23 protein-coding genes are annotated in these 21567 nt (G+C 48.9%); 8 read left to right on the plus strand and 15 right to left on the minus strand.

The genetic code is table 11. The features are described 5' to 3' along the window. Positions 1 to 17: 17 nt before the first annotated feature. Positions 18 to 1052, minus strand: a complete 1035-nt coding sequence (locus EII41_RS07465; protein WP_124790076.1) for a FecCD family ABC transporter permease — start codon at positions 1050 to 1052, stop codon at positions 18 to 20. Between the two features lie 617 nt (positions 1053 to 1669). On the opposite strand from EII41_RS07465, the gene EII41_RS14145 reads away from it, so the two are divergent. The 3 genes from EII41_RS14145 (at position 1670) to EII41_RS07480 (ending at position 4553) form a co-directional block, all read left to right on the plus strand. After that, on the plus strand, positions 1670 to 2251 hold the full coding sequence (locus EII41_RS14145; protein ID WP_185711865.1) for a hypothetical protein: 582 nt from the start codon (positions 1670 to 1672) through the stop codon (positions 2249 to 2251). 77 nt (positions 2252 to 2328) lie between these two features. Beyond that, positions 2329 to 3429 (plus strand): metallophosphoesterase, encoded by a 1101-nt coding sequence (locus EII41_RS07475; protein WP_124790091.1) that lies wholly within the window; start codon positions 2329 to 2331, stop codon positions 3427 to 3429. Further along, positions 3426 to 4553: a metallophosphoesterase gene (locus EII41_RS07480; RefSeq protein WP_124790077.1), complete on the plus strand. Its 1128-nt coding sequence runs from the start codon at positions 3426 to 3428 to the stop codon at positions 4551 to 4553. Before EII41_RS07475 ends, EII41_RS07480 begins: the two co-directional genes overlap by 4 nt. 116 nt (positions 4554 to 4669) lie before the next feature. Here EII41_RS07480 and serS read toward each other — a convergent pair whose 3' ends face one another. The 4 genes from serS to rplU form a co-directional block, all read right to left on the minus strand. Beyond that, positions 4670 to 5941 carry a serine--tRNA ligase gene (gene serS / locus EII41_RS07485; RefSeq protein ID WP_124790078.1) on the minus strand — a complete coding sequence of 424 codons (1272 nt, stop codon included), beginning with the start codon at positions 5939 to 5941 and terminating at the stop codon, positions 4670 to 4672. Between the two features lie 73 nt (positions 5942 to 6014). Further along, positions 6015 to 6554 carry a C40 family peptidase gene (locus tag EII41_RS07490; RefSeq protein WP_124790079.1) on the minus strand — a complete coding sequence of 180 codons (540 nt, stop codon included), beginning with the start codon at positions 6552 to 6554 and terminating at the stop codon, positions 6015 to 6017. 149 nt (positions 6555 to 6703) lie between these two features. Continuing rightward, positions 6704 to 6982: a 50S ribosomal protein L27 gene (rpmA, locus tag EII41_RS07495; RefSeq protein WP_124750720.1), complete on the minus strand. Its 279-nt coding sequence runs from the start codon at positions 6980 to 6982 to the stop codon at positions 6704 to 6706. Positions 6983 to 7002: 20 nt separating this feature from the next. Beyond that, positions 7003 to 7320 (minus strand): 50S ribosomal protein L21, encoded by a 318-nt coding sequence (gene rplU, locus EII41_RS07500; RefSeq protein ID WP_124790080.1) that lies wholly within the window; start codon positions 7318 to 7320, stop codon positions 7003 to 7005. A 279-nt stretch (positions 7321 to 7599) separates the two neighbouring features. On the opposite strand from rplU, the gene glmM reads away from it, so the two are divergent. Together glmM and EII41_RS07510 are read left to right on the plus strand one after the other, a co-directional pair. Further along, a complete protein-coding gene (glmM, locus tag EII41_RS07505) occupies positions 7600 to 8988 on the plus strand; it encodes a phosphoglucosamine mutase (protein ID WP_124790081.1) in 1389 nt (462 codons plus the stop codon). A gap of 128 nt (positions 8989 to 9116) precedes the next feature. Next, entirely contained in the window at positions 9117 to 9659 is a 543-nt protein-coding gene (locus EII41_RS07510; RefSeq protein ID WP_124790082.1) for an RNA methyltransferase, read from the plus strand. Here EII41_RS07510 and EII41_RS07515 read toward each other — a convergent pair. The 5 genes from EII41_RS07515 to pheT form a co-directional block, all read right to left on the minus strand. Continuing rightward, a complete protein-coding gene (locus EII41_RS07515) occupies positions 9636 to 10250 on the minus strand; it encodes a DUF4294 domain-containing protein (RefSeq protein ID WP_124790083.1) in 615 nt (204 codons plus the stop codon). The genes EII41_RS07510 and EII41_RS07515 overlap by 24 nt on opposite strands. 4 nt (positions 10251 to 10254) lie before the next feature. Continuing rightward, positions 10255 to 10929 carry a peptidylprolyl isomerase gene (locus EII41_RS07520; RefSeq protein WP_124750715.1) on the minus strand — a complete coding sequence of 225 codons (675 nt, stop codon included), beginning with the start codon at positions 10927 to 10929 and terminating at the stop codon, positions 10255 to 10257. 53 nt (positions 10930 to 10982) lie between these two features. Then, positions 10983 to 11888 (minus strand): nucleotidyltransferase, encoded by a 906-nt coding sequence (locus EII41_RS07525; protein ID WP_124750714.1) that lies wholly within the window; start codon positions 11886 to 11888, stop codon positions 10983 to 10985. Positions 11889 to 12357: 469 nt separating this feature from the next. Further along, positions 12358 to 13080, minus strand: coding sequence for a YebC/PmpR family DNA-binding transcriptional regulator (locus EII41_RS07530; protein ID WP_124750713.1), 723 nt, complete (start codon positions 13078 to 13080; stop codon positions 12358 to 12360). A 28-nt stretch (positions 13081 to 13108) separates the two neighbouring features. Then, positions 13109 to 15571 carry a phenylalanine--tRNA ligase subunit beta gene (pheT, locus tag EII41_RS07535; protein ID WP_124790084.1) on the minus strand — a complete coding sequence of 821 codons (2463 nt, stop codon included), beginning with the start codon at positions 15569 to 15571 and terminating at the stop codon, positions 13109 to 13111. 162 nt (positions 15572 to 15733) lie between these two features. Here pheT and trmD point away from each other — a divergent pair, with 162 nt between their 5' ends. From trmD to EII41_RS07550, 3 genes are all read left to right on the plus strand, one after another. Continuing rightward, on the plus strand, positions 15734 to 16408 hold the full coding sequence (gene trmD / locus EII41_RS07540; RefSeq protein WP_124790085.1) for a tRNA (guanosine(37)-N1)-methyltransferase TrmD: 675 nt from the start codon (positions 15734 to 15736) through the stop codon (positions 16406 to 16408). Between the two features lie 33 nt (positions 16409 to 16441). Then, positions 16442 to 17347 (plus strand): CPBP family intramembrane glutamic endopeptidase, encoded by a 906-nt coding sequence (locus EII41_RS07545; RefSeq protein WP_124790086.1) that lies wholly within the window; start codon positions 16442 to 16444, stop codon positions 17345 to 17347. A 93-nt stretch (positions 17348 to 17440) separates the two neighbouring features. Then, positions 17441 to 19042, plus strand: a complete 1602-nt coding sequence (locus EII41_RS07550; RefSeq protein WP_260425519.1) for a DUF6377 domain-containing protein — start codon at positions 17441 to 17443, stop codon at positions 19040 to 19042. Between the two features lie 10 nt (positions 19043 to 19052). Here the strand turns inward: EII41_RS07550 and EII41_RS07555 are convergent, their stop codons facing one another. The 5 genes from EII41_RS07555 to EII41_RS14300 form a co-directional block, all read right to left on the minus strand. Continuing rightward, the gene (locus tag EII41_RS07555) at positions 19053 to 19493 is read right to left on the minus strand and encodes a nucleoside deaminase (protein WP_124750761.1); all 441 of its coding nucleotides are present in this window, start codon (positions 19491 to 19493) and stop codon (positions 19053 to 19055) included. Continuing rightward, entirely contained in the window at positions 19493 to 19720 is a 228-nt protein-coding gene (locus tag EII41_RS07560) for a hypothetical protein (protein ID WP_046825006.1), read from the minus strand. The genes EII41_RS07555 and EII41_RS07560 overlap by 1 nt, the downstream gene beginning before the upstream one ends. 30 nt (positions 19721 to 19750) lie before the next feature. Then, positions 19751 to 20332 (minus strand): hypothetical protein, encoded by a 582-nt coding sequence (locus tag EII41_RS07565; RefSeq protein ID WP_124790088.1) that lies wholly within the window; start codon positions 20330 to 20332, stop codon positions 19751 to 19753. A gap of 90 nt (positions 20333 to 20422) precedes the next feature. Beyond that, positions 20423 to 21232 (minus strand): hypothetical protein, encoded by an 810-nt coding sequence (locus tag EII41_RS07570; RefSeq protein WP_124790089.1) that lies wholly within the window; start codon positions 21230 to 21232, stop codon positions 20423 to 20425. A gap of 130 nt (positions 21233 to 21362) precedes the next feature. Continuing rightward, positions 21363 to 21567: hypothetical protein (locus tag EII41_RS14300; RefSeq protein WP_221620705.1), on the minus strand; the 205-nt coding region annotated here is incomplete at its 5' end.

Genomic DNA, 21567 nt, shown 5'->3' on the forward strand with positions numbered 1-21567 from the left:
GAATACCGCAAAAGCGGTTAGTTGAGAGATTGGATATTTTTCCGGTTCAAAATAACGTATATGATAACGGGAGCGCCAAGCACCGGAGTGACGGCGTTGAGAGGAAAGACCGTCCCCATACCGGGAACCACCGTGAGCAGGTTGCAGAGCAGCGCCATACACGAGCCGATCAACATCGTTACCGGCAACAGCATACGATGATTCTCCATCCCCAAAGTCAGTCGGGCGATATGGGGAACAGCCAACCCGATAAACGAAATAGGTCCGCAAAAAGCTGTCGCCGTAGCGGTCAATAACCCCGTACAAAGCAAAATCAGGATACGTGTGCGCTTGATCTTCACGCCGAGATTGGCAGCATAACGCTCTCCGAGCAGCAAAGCGTTGAGCGGCTTGATCAGCAACAGAGCGCATGTCAGTCCGATAAGCGTACAGAGAATAAAGAAAGGCAGGCGCTCGTTCGAAACGCTCGAAAAGTCGCCCATGCCCCACATCACGTAGGCATGAATACGGTCGGACGAGGCGTAGTAGTTCAACATCGAAATCAACGATGAAGCGATATACCCGACCATAATCCCGATGATCAACAACATGACATTGCTTCTGACTTTTGTCGAAAAGTAAATAATCAACCCTAAGACGGAACAGGCTCCTGCAAAAGCGGCCACGATCAAAGCCAGCGATCCGCCGACCGAAAAAATCGATGATAAACCGACCGCCCCGCCTCCTAAAAGCATCACGAGAGCGACTCCGAGATTGGCCCCGTCACTGATCCCTAAAATCGAAGGACCGGCCAACGGATTCCTGAACAGCGTCTGCAACAACAAACCGCTGACAGCCAAAGACGCTCCCACAAGCAACGCCGTCACCGCCTGCGGCAACCGCGATTGCAGCACGATATGTTGCCATGCCGCCTGCTCGACAGGCTCGCCCGACAAGATGCGAATCACTTCACCGAGTGGAATCGGTACGGTACCATACACCAAATTGCCCGCCCATAACAAAACAAGCAGCAGCAAAAGTACCGGATAAAATAATCTGCTTTTTCCGTTCATCCGACAAATGTACGGTTTTTCACGCAAAAGAAACCTTATAGCCGAAAAAGCGAAAAGGCGAAGTCATCACGACTTCGCCTTTCCATTGAGAGATTAACCTAAGTATTTAAACCCTATCAACCACACTTTACATATATGACGTATAGCATCTCCAAAACCCTTAATCAAAATTGTTAAAAAAAATTATTTTTCCGTTTTTATTTGTGGTAATGGAATTTTTTCAGCGATGTTGCAAAACAAAAGCAAGTCTATTTTCTTAGAAATAAGCATAAAAGCATAAGATATATCTAAACCGTCAACCCTCAACCTTAAAAAGACAATTTTCTTTACTTTGTAGAACATGGGAATTCCGGATCAGGCGAAATTGTTTGTTCATAAAGGCAAATATCTTTTGAGCAAAGTCGATAATCTGCCATCATATACATGTTTTTATGCCTGCACGACCAATGTTATCCATCTGTAAAACAGCAAGTTTAGAAAATAAAAAGACGCGTTCCGGTGCCAAGGCCGTGCGAGGAACGGAAGGTTCGTTCTCACCAACGCCGCGTCGGTAAGATCTTACGCGCGTCTCGTTGCGTTCAACCGAACTTCGGGGCGATTCAACGCGTGACCGGTGGATGCTTGAAAAAGATTCGTTCTTTCCAACACAAGTTTCGTTGGTTTCCCCCGAACTTCGGGGCGATATTCCGGCTCTTCGGGGCAATCTCCCCGAAACATCAGGGGAAGGAACAGAAGTTGTGTTGGATCGTAAAAAAGTTTCGTTGCGTTCAACCGAACTTCGGTTGGAAAGAACGGAAGACCGGTGGACGGCCACGCAACGCCGGATAGAAGGAGCGGAAATCGCCCGCGTTTCACCCGGTGTTTTTTGGCATCCGGCCCATGCCGCGTTGTTTTCAACCGGCGGGGTGTCAGATCGTACGAATCTTCGGGGCGATGCAACGAAACGATTGCGCGCTCCAACGTCCTTTCTCGTGGAAAGGCAGTTGCACCTAAAGATATCCTTCTTAAATAATACAAATGCAAAAAAGGCGGTTCGAGGCCGGCTGTTTCAGAAGTCAGACAACCAACCAAAGGCCGTTTTCAATTGGCCGAATGAAAAAACAACGCTTCAAAGAGCGATGGAAGTCATATCTGCCAACGGACTGTTAGTTCACATCTACGGAAAATTGGCGGTCGCATGCTTGGAGCTTATTTTTTAACGAGAGAAACAGGAGGCAAATTTTCACTCCGGAAAAAAGATTTACCTTTGCGACAAATTTTAATCCGCAGACCTTACATGTTCGTTGTTTTCATTTTGATGTTATGCGCCTACGTAGGTGCCAATAGTTATATTTTCATCCGTGGGTTGCAAGCCATATCGTCTTTTCCGACTGTCTTCAAATGGGTGTTCGGTGTATTCTACTGGTTGTCTGCCCTCTCCATCCTCCTGCTCTTCGCACTTCGCAACCGCGAAAAAGCAGATGTATGGGGACATGCTTTCTTCCAATATGCCACCGGATGGCTCGTCTTCACGCTCTACATGACGATGGCTTTGCTGTGTTTCGATTTTTACCGGCTCTTTAACCGCTCGTTTGCACATGGTTTTAGCCTCTCCCTACTCCTGACGGCCGGAATGCTTGTCTACGGATATATCTGTTACCGCAATCCCATCGTCCGCCACCTGCATATCGAGATTCCCAAGACGTTGACCGACTCGACGGCTACTTCCCTCAAGGTCGTTGCCGTCAGCGACGTCCATCTCGGGCTCGGTACTCCTAAAGCGCGTTTGCAAGATTACGTCGCCGGAATTAATGCCCAACAGCCGGACCTCGTGATCATCAGTGGCGACCTGATCGACCATAGCATACACCCTCTACGCGAGGCACGCATGGAGGAGGAGTTGAAACAAATCAAAGCCCCCCTTGGTGTTTATCTGGCGCCGGGCAATCACGAATACATCAGCGGTATCGACGCATGTATCAAATATATCAGGCAGACGCCCATACGTTTGCTGCGCGACTCGGTAGCGACTCTCTCTAATGGGATACAGCTCGTCGGGCGTGACGACCGCAGCAACCGACAACGCCTTCCCGCCGGAGAGCTGATGCGCTCTATCGACCCGCGCCGACCGGTCATCGTGCTGGATCATCAGCCTGTCGAGCTGCTGCAAGCGCAGCAGGCCGGCGCCGACCTGCTCTTCTGCGGACATACGCACCGCGGACAAGTATGGCCGCTCACTTGGTTTACCGATCGACTGTTCGAACGCAGTTACGGCTACGAGCAGCGCGGAACGATGCACCTCTACGTCTCGTCCGGCCTCTCGCTCTGGGGCCCGCCTTTCCGTATCGGAACACGCGGTGAGCTGGTAGTCTTTCACCTTTCATTCCATCGGCCATGAAAGTGTTTCTGCAAGCCATCGTCGGACAGATCCTCTTCAACCTCTATCTTTTTTACCGGGGTAAACAGGCTCTGCCGCCACAAAAAAAGTGGCGTGTACCTTTCGTGCTCTTTTTCCTGATCGAATGGACGACGTATTTTTACGGATTCTTCTTTCACAAAGATCTGCCGGATCATGTCATGATTCCGATCCTGTACTTCTGCGGTACATGGTACGTTGCATCCATCTACCTGATGCTCGGACTGCTGGCCGCCGACCTCCTCCGGCTGACGAACCGGATCAGACCCTGGATTCCCGCATCTATCACCGCCCGAAGCCTTCGTCTGAAGCGCTTTTACTACGTGTTCCTGCTTCTCGTCACCGCCGGATTGATGATACGCGGATATTATCATGTAACGCATCCCGTAGTGACCTATCAGGACATACACATCCCGAAAAACGTGGAAGGACGCGACAGCCTGACCATCGCTCTGATAAGCGATACTCATTTCGGCGAAATGATCGGTAAAAAGAGTGCCGAGCGCTTCGTGGCCCTCTGCAACGCGCAACAACCTGACATCATAATCATTAACGGAGATATCATGGATTACGAATCGCGTTTTGCCGAACGTGCACATATCGAAGACGACCTGCGAAAGCTCCATGCGCCGTTGGGCGTTTATATCACGTTAGGCAATCACGAATACCGGGCGAACCGCTTTGCCAAACTGCGCTGGTTGCAGAAAACGGGCGGGGTACTGCTCGTCGATTCGGTCGTCATGCCCGACAGCACGTTCTACCTCGTCGGCCGCGACGATGCCACGAATAAAGGACGAAAGCCGTTAAGCCGTCTACTCGATGGCGTCGACAAGAGGAAGCCTGTGATTGTAGCCGATCATCAGCCCCGTTTCAACGAGATCGTAATGAACCGTTGCGACCTTGGGCTTCATGGTCATACACACAACGGACAGTTCTGGCCTTACAGTTGGATTATCAAACTGGTCTACCGTTGCTCGTACGGGTATTACAAAGAAGGGGGATCACAGTTTTATATCTCGTCCGGCATCGGATTTGCCGGCCCTCCCTACCGCATTGGCACAAAATCAGAATTGGCGATGATTCGCGTAACCTTTCATCGCAACTAAACATGAAAACGGTGTGCCAAACATTGCGTTTTGACACACCGTCTCTTCTATTTAGATCGGGATTAAAATCGTCTCTTTCTAAAAACTCTTCGTGGAAAAACACGGTCGAACCCGTATCAGTCAATCAGTTCAAACCCCGTATAAGGAACAAGAGCTTGAGGGATTCGGATGCCGTTCGGTGTCTGATTATTTTCGAGCAGAGCCGCGACAATACGAGGTAAAGCCAAAGCGCTTCCGTTGAGCGTATGACAGAGCTGCACCTTTTTGTCGGCACCGCGATAGCGACATTTCAGACGGTTGGCCTGATAGCTCTCGAAGTTAGACACCGAGCTGACTTCGAGCCAACGTTTCTGCGCGGCGGAATACACTTCGAAATCAAACGTCAGCGATGACGTGAAACTGAGATCACCACCACACAACCGAAGGATGCGCCACGGGAGTGCTAACTTCTCAACGAGCGTCTGAACATAATCGAGCATCTCTTGCAAAGATTGATACGAATGTTCGGGCTTATCGATACGGATGATTTCGACCTTGTCGAATTGATGCAGGCGATTCAATCCTCGCACGTCTTTTCCGTACGAACCGGCCTCGCGACGGAAACAAGCGGAGTAAGCCGTATTTTTGACGGGAAGATCCGCTTCATTCAAAATCACATCTCTGTAGATGTTCGTAACCGGAACCTCTGCGGTCGGGATCAGATATAAATCGTCCAAACCGACATGATACATCTGACCTTCTTTGTCTGGCAATTGACCCGTTCCGTAGCCTGATTCCGTATTTACGACGTAAGGCGGTTCAATTTCAAGATAACCGGCATCACGCGCATTGTCTAAGAAGAAATTAATGAGTGAACGCTGCAACCGTGCTCCCTTTCCCTTATACACTGGAAAGCCCGAACCGGTAATTTTAACGCCAAGTTCGAAATCAATGATATCGTATTTTTTTGCCAATTCCCAGTGAGGGAGAGCATCGGCAGGAAGTTCGGGAATCATGCCTCCCTGCTTTTCGCATACGTTGTCTTCGGCGCCTTTACCCTCGGGCACAGATTCATGCGGCATGTTGGGAATCGAAACTAAATATTCATGGATGTCATCCTCGGCCCGTTTCTTCGTTGCTTCCAGCTCTTTATTGGCCTCCTTCAACCGAGACACTTCACTCTTAGCTTCTTCGGCCTCAGCCTTTTTTCCTTCCTTCATCAGCAAACCGATCGTTTTCGAAATCCGGTTGACCTCGGTCAGGTTCGCGTCTAAAGTTGTTTGTGCATTGCGCCGCACTTTATCCGTAGCGATGATCTTATCGGTGATTTCCTTGGCATCGTAATGCTTGACGGCCAATCGGCGAATGACTTCCTCCTGATTTTCTGTGATAACTTTTACTGTCAACATGTTCCTTCTCGTTTTTTTAGAGACAACAAAGATACATAAGTTTGCGGAATGTTGATCCGCCTGACCGAAAAAACTACCGCACCACTCCTCCGGTAATCCAGCGTTTCTTGTAATAAGGTTCCTCCAGACGGCTAATGATAACCCCTTTTGAAGTACTTGAATGAGCAAATTTACCGTCTTTCAAATAAATACCGACATGCGACGGACGTTTCGATTTTCGGCGGGTATAGAAAAAAACCAAATCCCCCTCACGCAAGCTCTTTTTATCGATGCGATCACAATTCGTAGCCAACATAGCGGCCGAAGACCGCGCCAAAGTTTTGCCGTAGATTTTCTTGTAAACATTCGTAACGAAACCCGAACAGTCGGTTCCTTTCTTCGTGCTTCTTCCCATGCGATGCGGAGTACCGATCCATTGCGCAACCATCCGGTAAAGCTCCAGATTATCCTCGTCCGTTAAAGGTATTCCCAGCCGATGCGAAAGCGTTTCGGTCGCCTCCGATACAGGAAGCGCTCCCGTACCTTTATGTGCCGCGCACGACAAAACCATCAAACTCATCATGCACACGACAAGCCATACGCCCCTCTTCTTTCCAATATACCTGCAATTCATTGAACGATCTGTTTGAAACATCCATAAACAGCAGAGGCTGTCCTTCTGAGTCGATGACTCTTCTGGGCAGCCCCGATGTTTTCATTTTTATCCGGAAGAATTTGTTTATTCTTCTGGCTTACTGCAATTCATCAGCCTCTTTTCGCTACTTACGAATTTCCGGCTACGGCTTCCGATGCGCTCTTGACAGAGATATACGAACGATTTTCCTTGCCTTTACTGAAAACGACGATGCCGTCGATTAACGCGTAGATCGTATGATCTTTGCCCATGCCTACGTTCTTACCCGGATGAAACTCCGTACCGCGTTGGCGTGCGATAATATTTCCGGCTTTCGCCATCTCGCCACCGAACAGCTTAATACCTAATCGTTTGCTTTCCGATTCGCGACCGTTCTTCGAACTTCCGACTCCTTTTTTATGTGCCATTTTCTTCTACTTTTTAAACGTTAAGCAATAATTTGTTTGATATTCAACTCGGTAAACTGTTGACGATGACCGTTCAACTTGCGATACCCTTTTCTTCTCTTCTTGTGGAATACCAAGACTTTATCTCCTTTTACCAACGGAGAAACAACTTCGCATACAACCTTGGCTCCTTCAATCGTAGGCGTACCTACCTGAACTTGACCGTCGGTATCGACCAATAATACCTTGTCGAACTCTACCGTTGCCCCACTTTCCGCATGACGCAGGTGGTGAACAAATAATTTTTTTCCTTCCTCAGCCTTAAATTGCTGACCGTTAATTTCTACAATTACGTACATCTGTTTTCTTAATTATTAACAGGTTATTTCCCGGGGGTGGACGCCTTTTTACGCCGCTTGTTCTACCCTCTGCGGATTTTTAGGGTGCAAAAATACGCATTTTTTTCGAACCGGACAAATTATCTGCTTTTTCAACTGCTGTATTTTCCGAATGGTACGCACAACTCACGGATAAAAACAGGTAGAAACGATGCGGATTTCGATCTCGATAATTTGATTCGGATATGCATAATTGCTGATTTTATGCTACCTTTGCGACTTAATAAAAATTTGAACACAATGACATTGATTAAATCGATTTCCGGCATCCGCGGGACGATCGGCGGTGCACCGGACGACGGACTTAATCCGTTGGCTATCGTAAAATTTGTAGCAGCTTATGCCACGTTTATTCGTAGAAACACATCGGTAACGACGAACCGGATCGTCGTAGGACGGGATGCCCGTATGTCGGGGCTGATGGTAAAAAACATCGTGATTGGAACTTTGACGGGAATGGGCTTCGATGTGGTCGATATCGATCTGGCTACGACACCGACCACCGAACTGGCTGTACCCATGGAACAGGCTTGTGGCGGGATCATCCTGACAGCCAGTCATAATCCCAAGCAATGGAACGCCTTGAAACTGCTGAATGAAAGAGGAGAATTTCTCAATGCCGAAGAAGGCGGGGAGATTCTGCGGATCGCCGAAACCGAAGATTTTACATTCGTTCCGGTCGATACGTTGGGTAAAGTAATTACGGACAATCGCTACAAGGAACGCCACATTAAGCATGTACTCGGACTTGAATTAGTCGATGTCGAAGCGATCCGTGCAGCCAATTTCCGCGTTGCCATCGACTGTGTCAATTCGGTCGGCGGCATTGTAATCCCCGAACTGCTGTATGCGTTGGGGATCAAGGAAATTTGCAAATTGCACTGCAACCCGCACGGGAACTTTTCACATAATCCCGAACCGATCCCGGAACATCTCACCGAACTTTCGCAACTGACGAAGCAGGCTAAGGCCGATGTCGGCTTCGCCGTCGACCCCGATGTAGATCGTCTGGCGATTGTCTGCGAAAACGGCGAGATGTTTGGCGAAGAATACACGCTGGTCGCCGTCAGCGACTATGTGCTTTCACACACGCCCGGCAATACGGTGAGCAACCTGAGCTCGAGCCGAGCGCTGCGCGATGTCACCCGCAAACACGGCATGGAGTATCATGCGGCAGCCGTTGGCGAAGTGAATGTCGTATCGAAAATGAAAGAGACAAACGCCGTGATCGGCGGAGAGGGCAACGGCGGCGTAATTTATCCTGCCAGTCATTACGGGCGCGACGCGCTCGTCGGGATTGCCTTGTTCCTTACTCATCTGGCCAAGAAAAAGATGAAAGCAAGCGAATTGCGAGCTACATACCCCAACTATTTCATTTCGAAGCAACGTGTCGACCTGAATCCTTCGATCGATGTAGATACCATACTGGCTAAGGTAAAAGAAAAATTCTCGCAGCACGACCTTACCGATATCGACGGAGTAAAGATCGACTTCCCCGATAAATGGGTACATCTGCGCAAGAGCAATACGGAGCCGATTATCCGTATCTATGCCGAGGCACACACGATGGAGGAAGCCGATGCGTTAGGCCGTGAGCTGATAAACATTATCAAAGAATGTGCGTCATAAACGGGAGACACTTGCATCTCATCCGTTTCTGAATATACCGGAGAGGCTGGACACAAGATCATTGGGAAACAGCCTCTCTTTTTCGTTCCTAAAACAGCGATTTTCTTTGTCTTTCAAATATTCGACGTATGCGCAAATTAAAAATAACCGAACTGAACCGTCTGACGGCCGACGAATATAAAACCGTCGCCAAACTCCCGGTAGTGGTAGTACTCGATGAAGTAAGGAGCCTGAACAATGTAGGCTCGGTATTCCGCACAGCCGACGCATTTCGTATGGAGGCCGTTTACCTATGCGGCATCACGGCAACGCCACCGAATGCGGAGATTCATAAGACGGCGCTGGGTGCTGAAGAAACCGTCGAGTGGCGTTACTATAAGGATACGGCCGATGCCGTTGCCGAGCTTAAGCGACAAGGATATGTGCTCTGCGCCGTGGAACAGGCGGAAGGAAGCGTTTCACTCGAAAAGCTCTCGCTCGACTCCGGACGGAAATATGCGATTATCGTAGGGCATGAAGTGAAAGGCGTGCGGCAAGCGGTGGTCGACGCCTGCGATATGTGTATCGAAATTCCTCAATGCGGCACGAAGCACTCGCTGAATGTGTCCGTCGCGACGGGGATAGTGCTTTGGGAAGTTTTCAAGCAGTTAGATCGCCCCGCACTCCACTAACAAAACCACACGTTCGGTCATGGCGTCTTTGCCTTGGGGATCGTACTCCGATTTCAGGCTGGCCCCAAACATACCGGCAAAAATATTCCAAAAGCCGGCACGAAAACCGCCGAGAAAAGCCTTGGCCAACTCATAGCTCGTCTGATTGCACTCGCGGTCGACAAGCCGGATCAACAGCTTGCCCTGCGAGAGGCTCATCTTTTTCAGTTCGGGTTTGTACTCGTTGAATAATTCTTTTTCCATCCGCTTGAGATGCGCCTTCTTGGTCTTCTCGTCCGGAAGGGTTTCGATGTATTCGTACGTTTCGATTAACGTCTCGTAGATCAGTTTGGCGTAAGGCAGCGTGCGTTTGACGTCGCGCACAAGTTTATTGTATTTCTGCCGCTCCTTTTCGTTGCGGAATTTCAGTTCGGGGAAGACATACACATGCGGCAGGCGAACAAACGGAATCGTATCTTTGCCGTCTAAGACTCCTCTCACATACCCATCGGGAACAGTCAGACGGATATCGGACGTGGCCGGAGCTTGCGCGAGCCCGCTCGCACAATTCCAAAGAAGCAAACCGGCAATCAGACATCCGTACCGTTTCATCGTCTTATTTCTCCAGAATTTTCATAGACCGTATGGCGATGTTTTTCAGCGGACGGTCGTTCGTGTCAGTCGGTACGAACTGAATCTTATCGACCACTTTCATGCCTTTTACGACCTCGCCGAAAACGGTATAGGCCCCATCGAGATGCGGAGCGCCTCCTTCCGTCATGTAAGCCTCGCGCTGTTCGGGGGTGAGCCGGATGTTTTTTTCGCGCTCCATCTTATCCAGCTCCATCGATGTAAAGAACTTACCCGTCACGATATAAAACTGCGAGGCCGACGAGGCACGTTCGGGATTGACATCGTCGGCCGTACGTGCTGCCGCCAGTTGGCCGCGTTTGTGAAAATATTTCGGATAGACGATCTCGGCCGGAATGGTATATCCCAGATCGCCGTCGCCAAGTTTCTTCTCCGGCGGCGCATCTTTCGAAGTTACATCCCCCGCCTGAATCATAAACTGCTTAATCACCCGATGGAACAACAGACCGTCGTACTGATGTTCGTTTACCAGCTTGATAAAATTGTCGCGATGTTGCGGCGTCTCGTTGTATAATCTGACGGTGATTTTACCCTTATCGGTGTCAATCAACACCATGGTTTCCTTTTCCTGTGCCTGAAGGCGCGTCGAGCCAAGCAAGCACAAGCCGCATACCCAAGCGATATGGATTATTTTTTTCATTCCGATTCTTCTACGATATTCCACTGATATAACCATTCCGGAATGCATCCGGTTCAACCGAAAAGCGGAGCGGGATATTCGCCCGCATCGATGAGCGCTTGAATCTTATCAACCACCCCCTGACGATCGGCCGCATACGTCACACCAAACCATTTCGATGTCGTATCCAACACTTTTACACGCGCCTTTCCATTTGTGATCAGCTCGTTAACCATCAACGGAATAAAATATTCGGCTTTCGGGTTATTAATATTTTCTTTCAGAAATTCTTTGAAGAACGCTTCCGAATACGCAAAATAATCGGGGGTAAAGCCCCACATATTCATCGATACCGGGGTGTTTTCTTCCAACGTGATGATCTGCCCGTGCTCGTCCGTGAACTGAATCTTACCGTCAATGCGCTCGATCGCTGTGCGTTCCACGACCGACGTGAGATAGCCTTCCTCGTTCGTTTCGCAAACGCCACGCGCCACCGAACCACTCTCGCTCAGGGTGTTGCCTACACGAAAACCAACCATGCAATACGTATTCTCTTTTCCTTCCGATTTCGACAATTCCTCACCGATGACCGCAAAACTGTCGCGTCCGTAAAAATCGTCGGCATTAATCACCGCAAACGGCTCGTGAATAACCTCCTTGCCCATCATGACGGCGTGATTCGTACCCCACGGCTTGGTACGTTCCGGAGGGCAGGTGAAACCTTCCGGCAATTTGTCGGACGACTGGAAAACAACTTCCACCGGAATATGATTTTCGTATTTGGACAAAATTTTCGAGCGGAAATCGGCCTCAAAATCTTTCCGTATCACGAAGACCACTTTGCCGAATCCGCCACGAATCGCATCGAATATCGAATAATCCATAATCGTTTCGCCATGAGGCCCTACACCGTCTAACTGTTTCAATCCTCCGTAGCGGCTTCCCATGCCGGCCGCCAGCACAAATAAAGTTGGTTTCATATTATTCTTTTGTTTTTTAGTGGCAAACTTACATAAAAAACTTCATTTTTTATGCCGGCGCAATAAAAAATCAAGCCCTGCGGACTTGATTCGTCTCCCGCATCAAGGTTTATAATCAATCTGCGTGAAGATTTATCTCCCGCATCGTTGTTTGGTTAAAATTCCTGAACAGATTTATCTCCCACAAATTGATTGATTAAAATTCCTGAACAGATTTGTCTCCCACAAATTGATTGATTAAAATTCCTAAACAGATTTGTTTCCCACAAATTGATTGATTAAAATTCCTGAACAGATTTATCTCCCGCAAATTGATTGATTAAAATTCCTGAACAGATTTGTTTCCCACAAATTGATTGATTAAAATTCCTAAACAGATTTGTCTCCCGCAAATTGTTTGTAATAAATCTGCACGAAGATTTGTCTCCCGCATCATATCACGGGCTGTCTGCGTGTGGACTCAATGTGCTTATTCGTCGCTTTCTTTCATGTTATGAAAAACATTCTGGACGTCTTCGTCTTCTTCCAGTCTCTCGATCAGCTTTTCGATACTCTCACGCTGTTCGGGGGTGACTTCTTTCACGTCGTTCGGAATACGAAGGAATTCGCTCGTTGTAATCTCGTAGCCATTCTCTTCGAGGTATTTCTGAATAGCCGAATTTTGCGAAAAGTCGCCGTAAAGCACAATTTCGTCTTCCTCTTCATAGACTTCGTCCACTCCAAAATCGATCAGTTCCAATTCCAACTCATCCAGCGACATTCCTTCCTTCTTGGTGATATGAAACACACATTTGTGATCGAACAGAAACTCCAACGATCCGCTTGTACCGAGCGAACCACCGGCCTTGTTGAAATAGCTGCGGACATTGGCCACGGTTCGCGTCGTATTGTCAGTTGCCGTTTCTACGAATATCGCGATTCCGAAAGGGCCGTAGCCTTCATAGTTCATCTCCTTATAATCGGTATAGTCTTTCGAGCTGGCTTTTTTAATGGCACGATCGACATTTTCTTTCGGCATATTTTCCTTCTTCGCCGTCTGTATCAGCACACGAAGACGCGGGTTATTTTCCGGCTCAGGGCCACCGGCCTTAACAGCGATGGTGATTTCTTTTCCCAGCTTCGTGAACACGCGGGCCATATTTCCCCAACGTTTAAATTTCCGCGCCTTGCGGAACTCAAATGCTCTTCCCATAGGTTATATTCTTTTTTTTGACTTGTTTTTATCTTAACTGCGCTCCCAATTTCTCTTCCAGATTCTTTTGCAACCGCGTCATGATGTTGTCGATTTGCTTGTCGTTAAGCGTTTTTTCCGCGTCCTGCAAATAGAAACTGACGGCATACGATTTTTTTCCCGGCAACAAGTTCGACCCTTCGTACACATCGAACAAGGTAACTTTTTTCAGCAACTTGCGCTCCGTTTCGACGGCTATCCGTTCTACATCGGCAAACGTCACCGACCGATCGACGAGCAGAGCCAGATCACGCTTTACTTCCGGGAATTTAGGAATCTCGGCAAACGTCGTTTCGGCCTTGCGTGTTTCCTTCATCAGAGTCGACCACGACAACTCCGCGAAATACACCTCTTCGTCGATGTCCATCTTTTTCAATATCTTCCGGCCGATTACGCCGAACGTACCGAGCGTGCGTCCCGAAGCCGAACCGATGGTCATACCTGACGTGTAGATATCATTCGAGAAAGTGCTCCACGTGAGCTTTTTCATGTTCACGCCCAGACGTCGCAAGATATTCTCGACATGCGCCTTCAACTCGTAGACCGAAGTCTTCTCGTCTGCATGCATCCAGCTGTTTTCCACTCTGAGACCGCTCAGCCATAAACCCAACCGGTATTCTTCACTCAATCCCGACAATGCCTCGCCTTCTTTTTTCTCGGCGGGCTGATACGCATAACAATTGCCGAACTCGAAAAAGCGAATCTGCTTTTGTTTGTGATTCAAATTGTACGCGATACTTTGCAAACCACCGAACAACAGTGTCCGGCGCATCACGTTCAGGTCGACGCTGAGCGGATTCATCAAGGCCACACATCCGTCGGCGGGCAACGAGGTCAGTTCTTCATAATACCCGCGTCGCGTCAGGGAGTTATTCATGATCTCATGGAAACCGGCCCCGCAGAGCTGCTCCGAAATCAACGTCTCCATGCGATAGCTGCGATCGGCCGGAGCCTGATAGCTCAACGTCGATTGCAGATGTTCACTGAATCCCACATGATTATATCCGTAAATACGAAGAATATCTTCGATCACATCGACATCGCGGCGTACATCAATACGGTATACCGGCACACGCAACGACAATCCTTCAGCCGTCTCGGAGACAATCTCCATTTCGAGCGACGACAAAATACTTTTCACCGTTTCCACGGGAATTTCCTTCCCGATTACCGTGTTGATCTTCCGGTACGTAATATCGACCGGATACGGTTCTGCTTTCGTCGGATAGACGTCCTGTACCTCTCCGACGATTTTTCCGCCGGCCACTTCCTGAATCAGCAATGCGGCACGTTTAAGCACATAGAGCGTCCGGTTCGGGTCTAAACCGCGTTCGAAACGGAACGAAGCGTCCGTATTCAGGCCGAAACGCCGCGCCGTTCTGCGGATCCATGTCGGATGAAAACATGCTGATTCAAGGAACACATCGGTCGTTTGCTCCGTCACTCCGGAGTCCAGCCCCCCGAATACGCCGCCGATACACATCGCCTTTTCCGTGTCACAGATCATCAAATCTTCTCCGGTCAACGTACGTTCTATGCCATCGAGCGTCACGAATTTGGTGCCTTCCGGTTCCGTACGCACAACGATTTTATTACCTTTGATTTTAGAGGCGTCGAACGAATGAAGCGGCTGCCCCGTTTCGTGCAGCACGTAATTCGTTACGTCTACCACATTATTGATCGGACGCAGACCGATGGCGGACAGACGGTTCTTCAACCAGTCCGGACTTTCTCCGACGGTCACCCCGCGGATCGTCAGTCCCGAATAACGCGGGCAGGCCTCCGTATTAGCCACCTCGACAGTAATAGCCGGCGACGGATCGTCAACCTGAAACGCTTCGACCGAAGGGAGTCTTAATTCGGCAGCCTGTCCCTGATGCTTGAGATAAGCCGCGAGGTCGCGTGCCACGCCGTAATGCGACGTCGCATCTACGCGGTTGGGAGTAATATCCACCTCGAGCACGTAATCGCTCTCGACGTGATAATACTCTGCGGCAGGCATCCCTACCCGGGCGTCGGGCGGAAGGACAATGATTCCCGCATGATCGTTACCGATGCCGATCTCGTCCTCGGCACAAATCATACCCAACGAAACCTCACCGCGTATTTTACTTTTTTTGATGACAAACTCTTCGTCGCCGTGATACAGCTTCGTACCGACAGTGGCTACCACCACCTTCTGCCCTGCGGCCACATTCGGAGCGCCGCAGACGATGGGCAAAGGCTCACCGGCACCGACATCGACGGTCGTCAGATGCAGATGATCCGAGTTGGGATGCTCCGTACATGTCAGCACTTCACCGATCACCAATCCGGCCAGTCCTCCTTTGATCGACTGTACCTCTTCCACACTGCCTGTCTCAAGACCGATCGAGGTCAATGCCTCCGACACCTCGTCGGGTGTCAGATCAAACGGCAAATATTCTTTTAACCAATTATATGATATATTCATTCTACGTATGAGTTTTTCTCAAAAAAGATGTGCAAAGATAAAAATTAATAGGCAACCGCCAACCGCCAACCGCCATTTTTTCCTACCTTTGCCGCTTTCACGCCGGTAGCCGAACATGCTCGCCGGCTTCAGGAAACGCCTGTACTAAAACTTGTTTTTACGATGCGAATAGATATTCTGACCGTACTTCCCGAGATGATTGACGGATGCGTGAACTGCTCCATTCTGAAAAGGGCGCAGGATAAGCGGCTCGCAGAGATACACCTGCATAACCTGCGCGACTACACGACGAACAAATGGCGACGGGTAGACGATTACCCTTTCGGCGGCGAGGCCGGCATGGTGATGCAGATCGAACCGGTCGACCGTGCGATCACAGCCCTCAAAGCCGAGCGCGATTACGACGAAGTGATTTATACTTCGCCCGACGGACAAATGTTTGATCAGCCGATGGCCAACCGCTTGTCGCTACTGCAAAACATCATCATTCTTTGCGGGCATTACAAGGGGATCGATTACCGCATCCGCGAACACCTGATCACCCTGGAAATCTCGGTCGGAGACTACGTGCTGACAGGGGGCGAGCTGGCGGCAGCCATCATCGCCGACGCGACGATCCGGCTCATCCCGGGAGTCATCGGCGACGAACAGAGCGCGCTCTCCGATTCGTTTCAGGACGGGTTGCTTGCGCCCCCCGTCTATACACGGCCGGCGGAATACAAAGGCTGGAAGGTGCCCGACATCTTACTCTCAGGACACGAACGCAAAATCGCCGAATGGCGTCTCCAACAAGCTCAGGAACGCACGGAACAGCTGCGCCCCGACCTCCTCAAATAAACAAAAGTGTTACGTACAACTCATAAGCATAGCATGATTCGATTCCATCTAAACCATCATTCGCTCGTCGCGGCAGCCCGGGAAAGCCGGTTCAAACCGCACCCGTTGTTGCAGATCCTTATTTTTATCGGTATTTACATCGGCTCACTGCTCCCTACGATTTTCCCATACGTTCTTTTCTTCCTGCTGAAAGATGCCAACGTTCTCGGCGATTCGGCGATGGATGCCGAAAAATTGGTCATCCTGTTCAGTTGTGCCCTTAGCGCGCTTGTCGTTGTGCTCTACTGTCGTTTTGCCGAAGGACGCAGTTTGTACTCGATGGGGTTTGTCCGTAAAGACGCGTGGATGCATTATGTGAAAGGAATGGCCGTCGGATTCGTATTTTTCAGCACGGTCTACTTCGCGCTTGTCGCCACCGGCTCCGTCACGTTCGACGGACTGAACAGCACAGCAAGCATCGCCATGCTTCTTCTTTTCTTCTTCGGATTTGTGATTCAAGGGGCTCAGGAAGAAATCCTCACACGCGGTTACTTTATGATGAGCCTGTCGACACGGCTGCCTGTCATCGCCGCGATCGTGATCAGCTCCTTCACCTTCTCCGTGCTGCATATCTTTAACGGGGGCTTTGATCTTTTAGCTTTCGTCAATCTCACGCTATATGGTATTTTCCTTGCCGTATATATGCTCAGAACCGGCAATATATGGGGCGCATGCGCCATCCATTCGATTTGGAACTTTAGTCAGGGCAATCTGTACGGCATGTCGGTGAGCGGAATGAACATCATGGAAACAAGTCTCTTCTCTTCGAGCCTCGTCGAAGGGAAAGAACTGCTTAGCGGCGGATCGTTCGGGCCGGAAGGGGGCGTGATCACAAGCGCCGTCACCATTGTGGCCATCATGCTGACTCTGCTGCTCGGAGGACATTCTTCCGAAGGATAGGAAAAGGACGAACGCTCTTTTTTCACTGCCTTTCGGGCATATATCAAAAAAAACGCTTATTTTTACGGGTAAATTAGACTGATCCTGATTCACATGAGACGTTTTTTACAACTCATCCTGTCCTTATGCTGCCTGATCTCTCTGCAAGCAGCAGGTTCTTTGGCCGAGCATAGCGGTCGGTTGAAACATTTAGACCGCATCATCAGCCATCGAGGTCGCTATCATATCGCGAAGGAAAAAGAAATCGACAGTCTGAAACACAGGCTTCGTCAAGCCGTTTCGGACGAAGAACGATTCGGGCTGTGCAGTCGGCTGTACGAAATGTACATCGCCTATCAGACGGATTCGGCATTGAAATACATCCGTGAAAAAGAAAAACTTCTCCCGCTACTGGCCGACAGCCGGTTTCGATACGACACCCAGATGAATCTCATCGGAGTCATGACCGTCACGGGGATGTATAAAGAGGCGCTCGATGTATTGGCACATCTTCCGCATCGGGGAGTTCCCGACAGTCTGCGGCAAGGATATTTTCACCATTGCCGCACACTCTACGGACACATGGCAGACTATGCGCTGACGAACGAAGAGAAGAACGACTATCTCCGGACGGTCGACCGTTATCGGGACTCGTTGCTGGCTATCATGCCACGAAGCGATATCAACTACCTGATCGTCGAGGCCGACCGCCTTAACGCTCACGGACAGTACGACGCCGCCATCGAACTGCTGAAAACTCCGGCCGATGAATGCGACGACAAACAAAAACTACGCTTTTTGGCTTACACGCTCTCCGAAGCGTACGCTCAGAAAGGCGACCGCGAGAACCAGAAATATTACCTGACACGCTCGGCCATTGCCGATCTGCAATCGTCGGTGAAAGAATACATCTCGCTGCGCAAACTCGCTTTCCTGCTGTATGAGGACGGCGACATCGACCGCGCTTACGAGTACATGAAATGTTCGCTCGAAGACGCGCAGTCGTGCAACGCCCGCTCGCGCACCATCGAAGTGGCCGAAATCTTCCCCGTCATCGACAAGGCGTACCGCCTCAGAAGCGAACGCAAACAACGCACCATCACTCTGTTGCTTATCAGTGTCAGCCTGCTGGCTCTCTGTCTGATCGCCGCCATTATCTACGTCTATCGGCAGATGAAGAAACTCGCCGTGGCGCGGCAGGCGCTGGCCGATGCGAACCGGCAACTGCAAGCCATCAACGACACCCTCAAAGAAACCAACCTGATTAAGGAAGAGTATATCGCGCAATACATCAACCGCTGCTCGGCGTATATCGACAAGCTCGACCAATACCGCCGCCGGCTGACGAAGCTGGCTTCGACCTCGAAGCTCGAAGAACTTTTCAGAGCCATCAAATCGGACGAGTTTATCGAAGCCGAGCGCAAAGAGTTTTACAACGAATTCGATCATACGTTCCTTGGTCTCTTCCCGCATTTCGTGAACGACTTCAACAAGCTGCTGAACGAGAAAGACCGCATCACTCCCAAACCGGGCGAGCTGCTCAATACCGAGCTGCGTATTTTCGCCCTGATCCGCCTCGGCATTACGGACAGCACGCGCATCGCCGAGTTTCTGCAATACTCGGTGACAACGATTTACAATTATCGCAGTAAGGTACGCAACAAAGCCGTCGGAGATAAAAACGAGTTCGAAGCCGCCGTGATGCGGATCGGTTGAAGAAGGAACGTTATCGGCGTTTACGGAAGAAAGCTTGCATCTCGGCCGCGCACTCTTCTTGAAGAATCCCGCCGCGCACTTCCGTTTTGGGATGGAAAGCCTGCGGAGCATAACGTGAGAAACCGCGTTTCTCGTCCGGCGCACCGTAAACGACTACGGCCAGTTGCGCCCACCCGATGGCTCCCGCGCACATCACACACGGCTCGACGGTTACATACAGCCGGCAATCCGTCAGGTACTTCGCGCCTAACGCCGACGTTGCCGACGTTACGGCAAGCATCTCGGCATGCGCCGTCGGATCATTCAGTCGTTCCGTCTGATTGTGGGCACGCGCGATGATCCGGTCGCCGCAAACAATCACGGCTCCCACGGGCACCTCTCCTTCCGAGGCCGCCTCGCGCGCTTCGAGCAACGCCTGCTTCATGAAATATACGTCATCGAACGGATTCATCACCGGCGCATTTCGTTTTCGTTGAAGAGCGTCGGATAATCTTCTTCCATCACACGGAGGACATGGCTCAGAATCGTCTTCCGATACCAGTTCGATTTGTTCGTGATCTTGTATTTCGACAGATGACGCTCCACGGCCTTATACTCGTCTTCGTTGAGTAAAAACGAAATACGGTGTGTCCGATGATTCTTTTCGTGCGTTTCTGTTTCTTTACGACGCGTTTTCATTCGGGCAAAGATAGGAAGAATCGGGCATTATCACAAAGAGGCGTCGAGCCATTTCTCGAAGGCTTCTTCCTCAGCAGGAGCCTCATCGACAAAAGACGGGTCCATGTGCATCAGGAAATGCCAGTCGCCGCCTTCGTTATTTTGGTAGACGATCGCTTCGCCGTCTTGCGAGCCATGAAACGAACGGTCTACCCGATAGCCTCGCTTTTCAAGAAGCGTTTTCACCCGCCGGTACGTGTCTTCCCTTTTGGTGATATACGCTTTCAGCTCATGATTTCCTACGACGTACGCGTCGACAAGCGTCTGACTGTCTACAAGTCCCTGACCGGGTTGATCGAGAGAAGGAATCTCGCGCCAGATAATTTCCACATCGTCTTCGTCGCGGAACATAAACTTTGTAATCGGCACACGGTTTCCGTTATACGAAAGTTCCATATAATCAGGCAATCCCGCGGGACTAAAAGTCTCGTATTCCCATCGCGCATCGTCCGAAACTTCTTCCCACCTCCGATAACCGGGGATGGATTGCACAAATTTTCGCCCGTCATCTATCCGTTCAAACAATGCCAACGGCGTCTCGTCGTTATTCTGAATCAATACAAGCAAATACATCTTATCCGTCTTTTTTTGATGATACAAAAATAGGAATAAATTGCTCAAACGGATACTGAGTACAAAACAATCTTTATCAATCGACTATGTTTAAAAGGTCATTGTTATTTTATTAGAGTAAAAATTGCCGGAATATAATGTATACCCTCCCACGATTTGAGGTAATAAAACCTTTCTTTCAGCGTATTGAGATTGATGACTGTCCCAAATCGGAGCAGTATAGACATAAGGCAGCAAATGTGGACGTATATAGAAAGTAAAGGAGCCTTTTAACAATTTAAATCCGATAAGGTTATACGTATCCGTACAGCTCTCTCCCGGTTTTAAAAAAACAAATTTGTCTTTGTACTTAGTTAATATGACCTCCGGTACCATATCCGATATCGTGTAATACAATTTGAACTCGTCGCGAGTATCCATTGGCTTGTAATTCTCTCGATAGATATATTCATAAATATTCTGCAATGCAGAGTTTATCATGTCAATTTCGTGTTCAACTTCTATATTACATGTGTCATTTATAGCAATCCAACCTTTAGAAAATAAATTATCTCCAATTGCTACTTTGTAATGTTTACCTGTATAATCACCATGCATTTTTACCCTTTTGAAATAATTAGGATTCAAAAATTCTTCAATTGGGTATTGTAATAACCCAGCTGCGGGCAAAAAGGGTAATCCATAACGACCATCTGAGACTTTCTGAAAATAAAAACTCGTATCCGATATATTTCTATACGTGATCATTAGTTCAGGAAAGTATATGATCGAATCTTTTTTGAAAATATCGTATCCTTTGACCCATTTTGCCGATAATTCAATACTTACACTCTGTGATGATACAAGTGCATTAAAGCCTAAAAACATGCACAAACCAATATATAATCTTATCGCTTTCATATTAAAACGGATAAATAAAAATGTATCGTTTCAACGCACAAATGCAATACTTGAATGCAAATTTAAAAAAAGTTGCATTCATTAGTTGAGACTACAAAGGTATAAATTTTCAGAGTCTACACCTGCTATTTTACATTGAAAGTTCATTTAACACATTCAATCGTTCCTTATTAGTCATTTCCAAAAAAGACGAGGAAATCATTTTATAAATATAGTCTGGTATTTGTTTTCCCCTACGGATAAAATTCTCACTGTTATAGCATAAAAACGCATTTCTTTCAGTCAAGATATTACCGTCTTCTCTTTTTGAATATCGAAGCATCTTTGTTACTACA

This window comes from Tannerella forsythia, assembly GCF_003860135.1.
GTDB classification, from domain to species: Bacteria; Bacteroidota; Bacteroidia; order Bacteroidales; family Tannerellaceae; genus Tannerella; species Tannerella forsythia_A.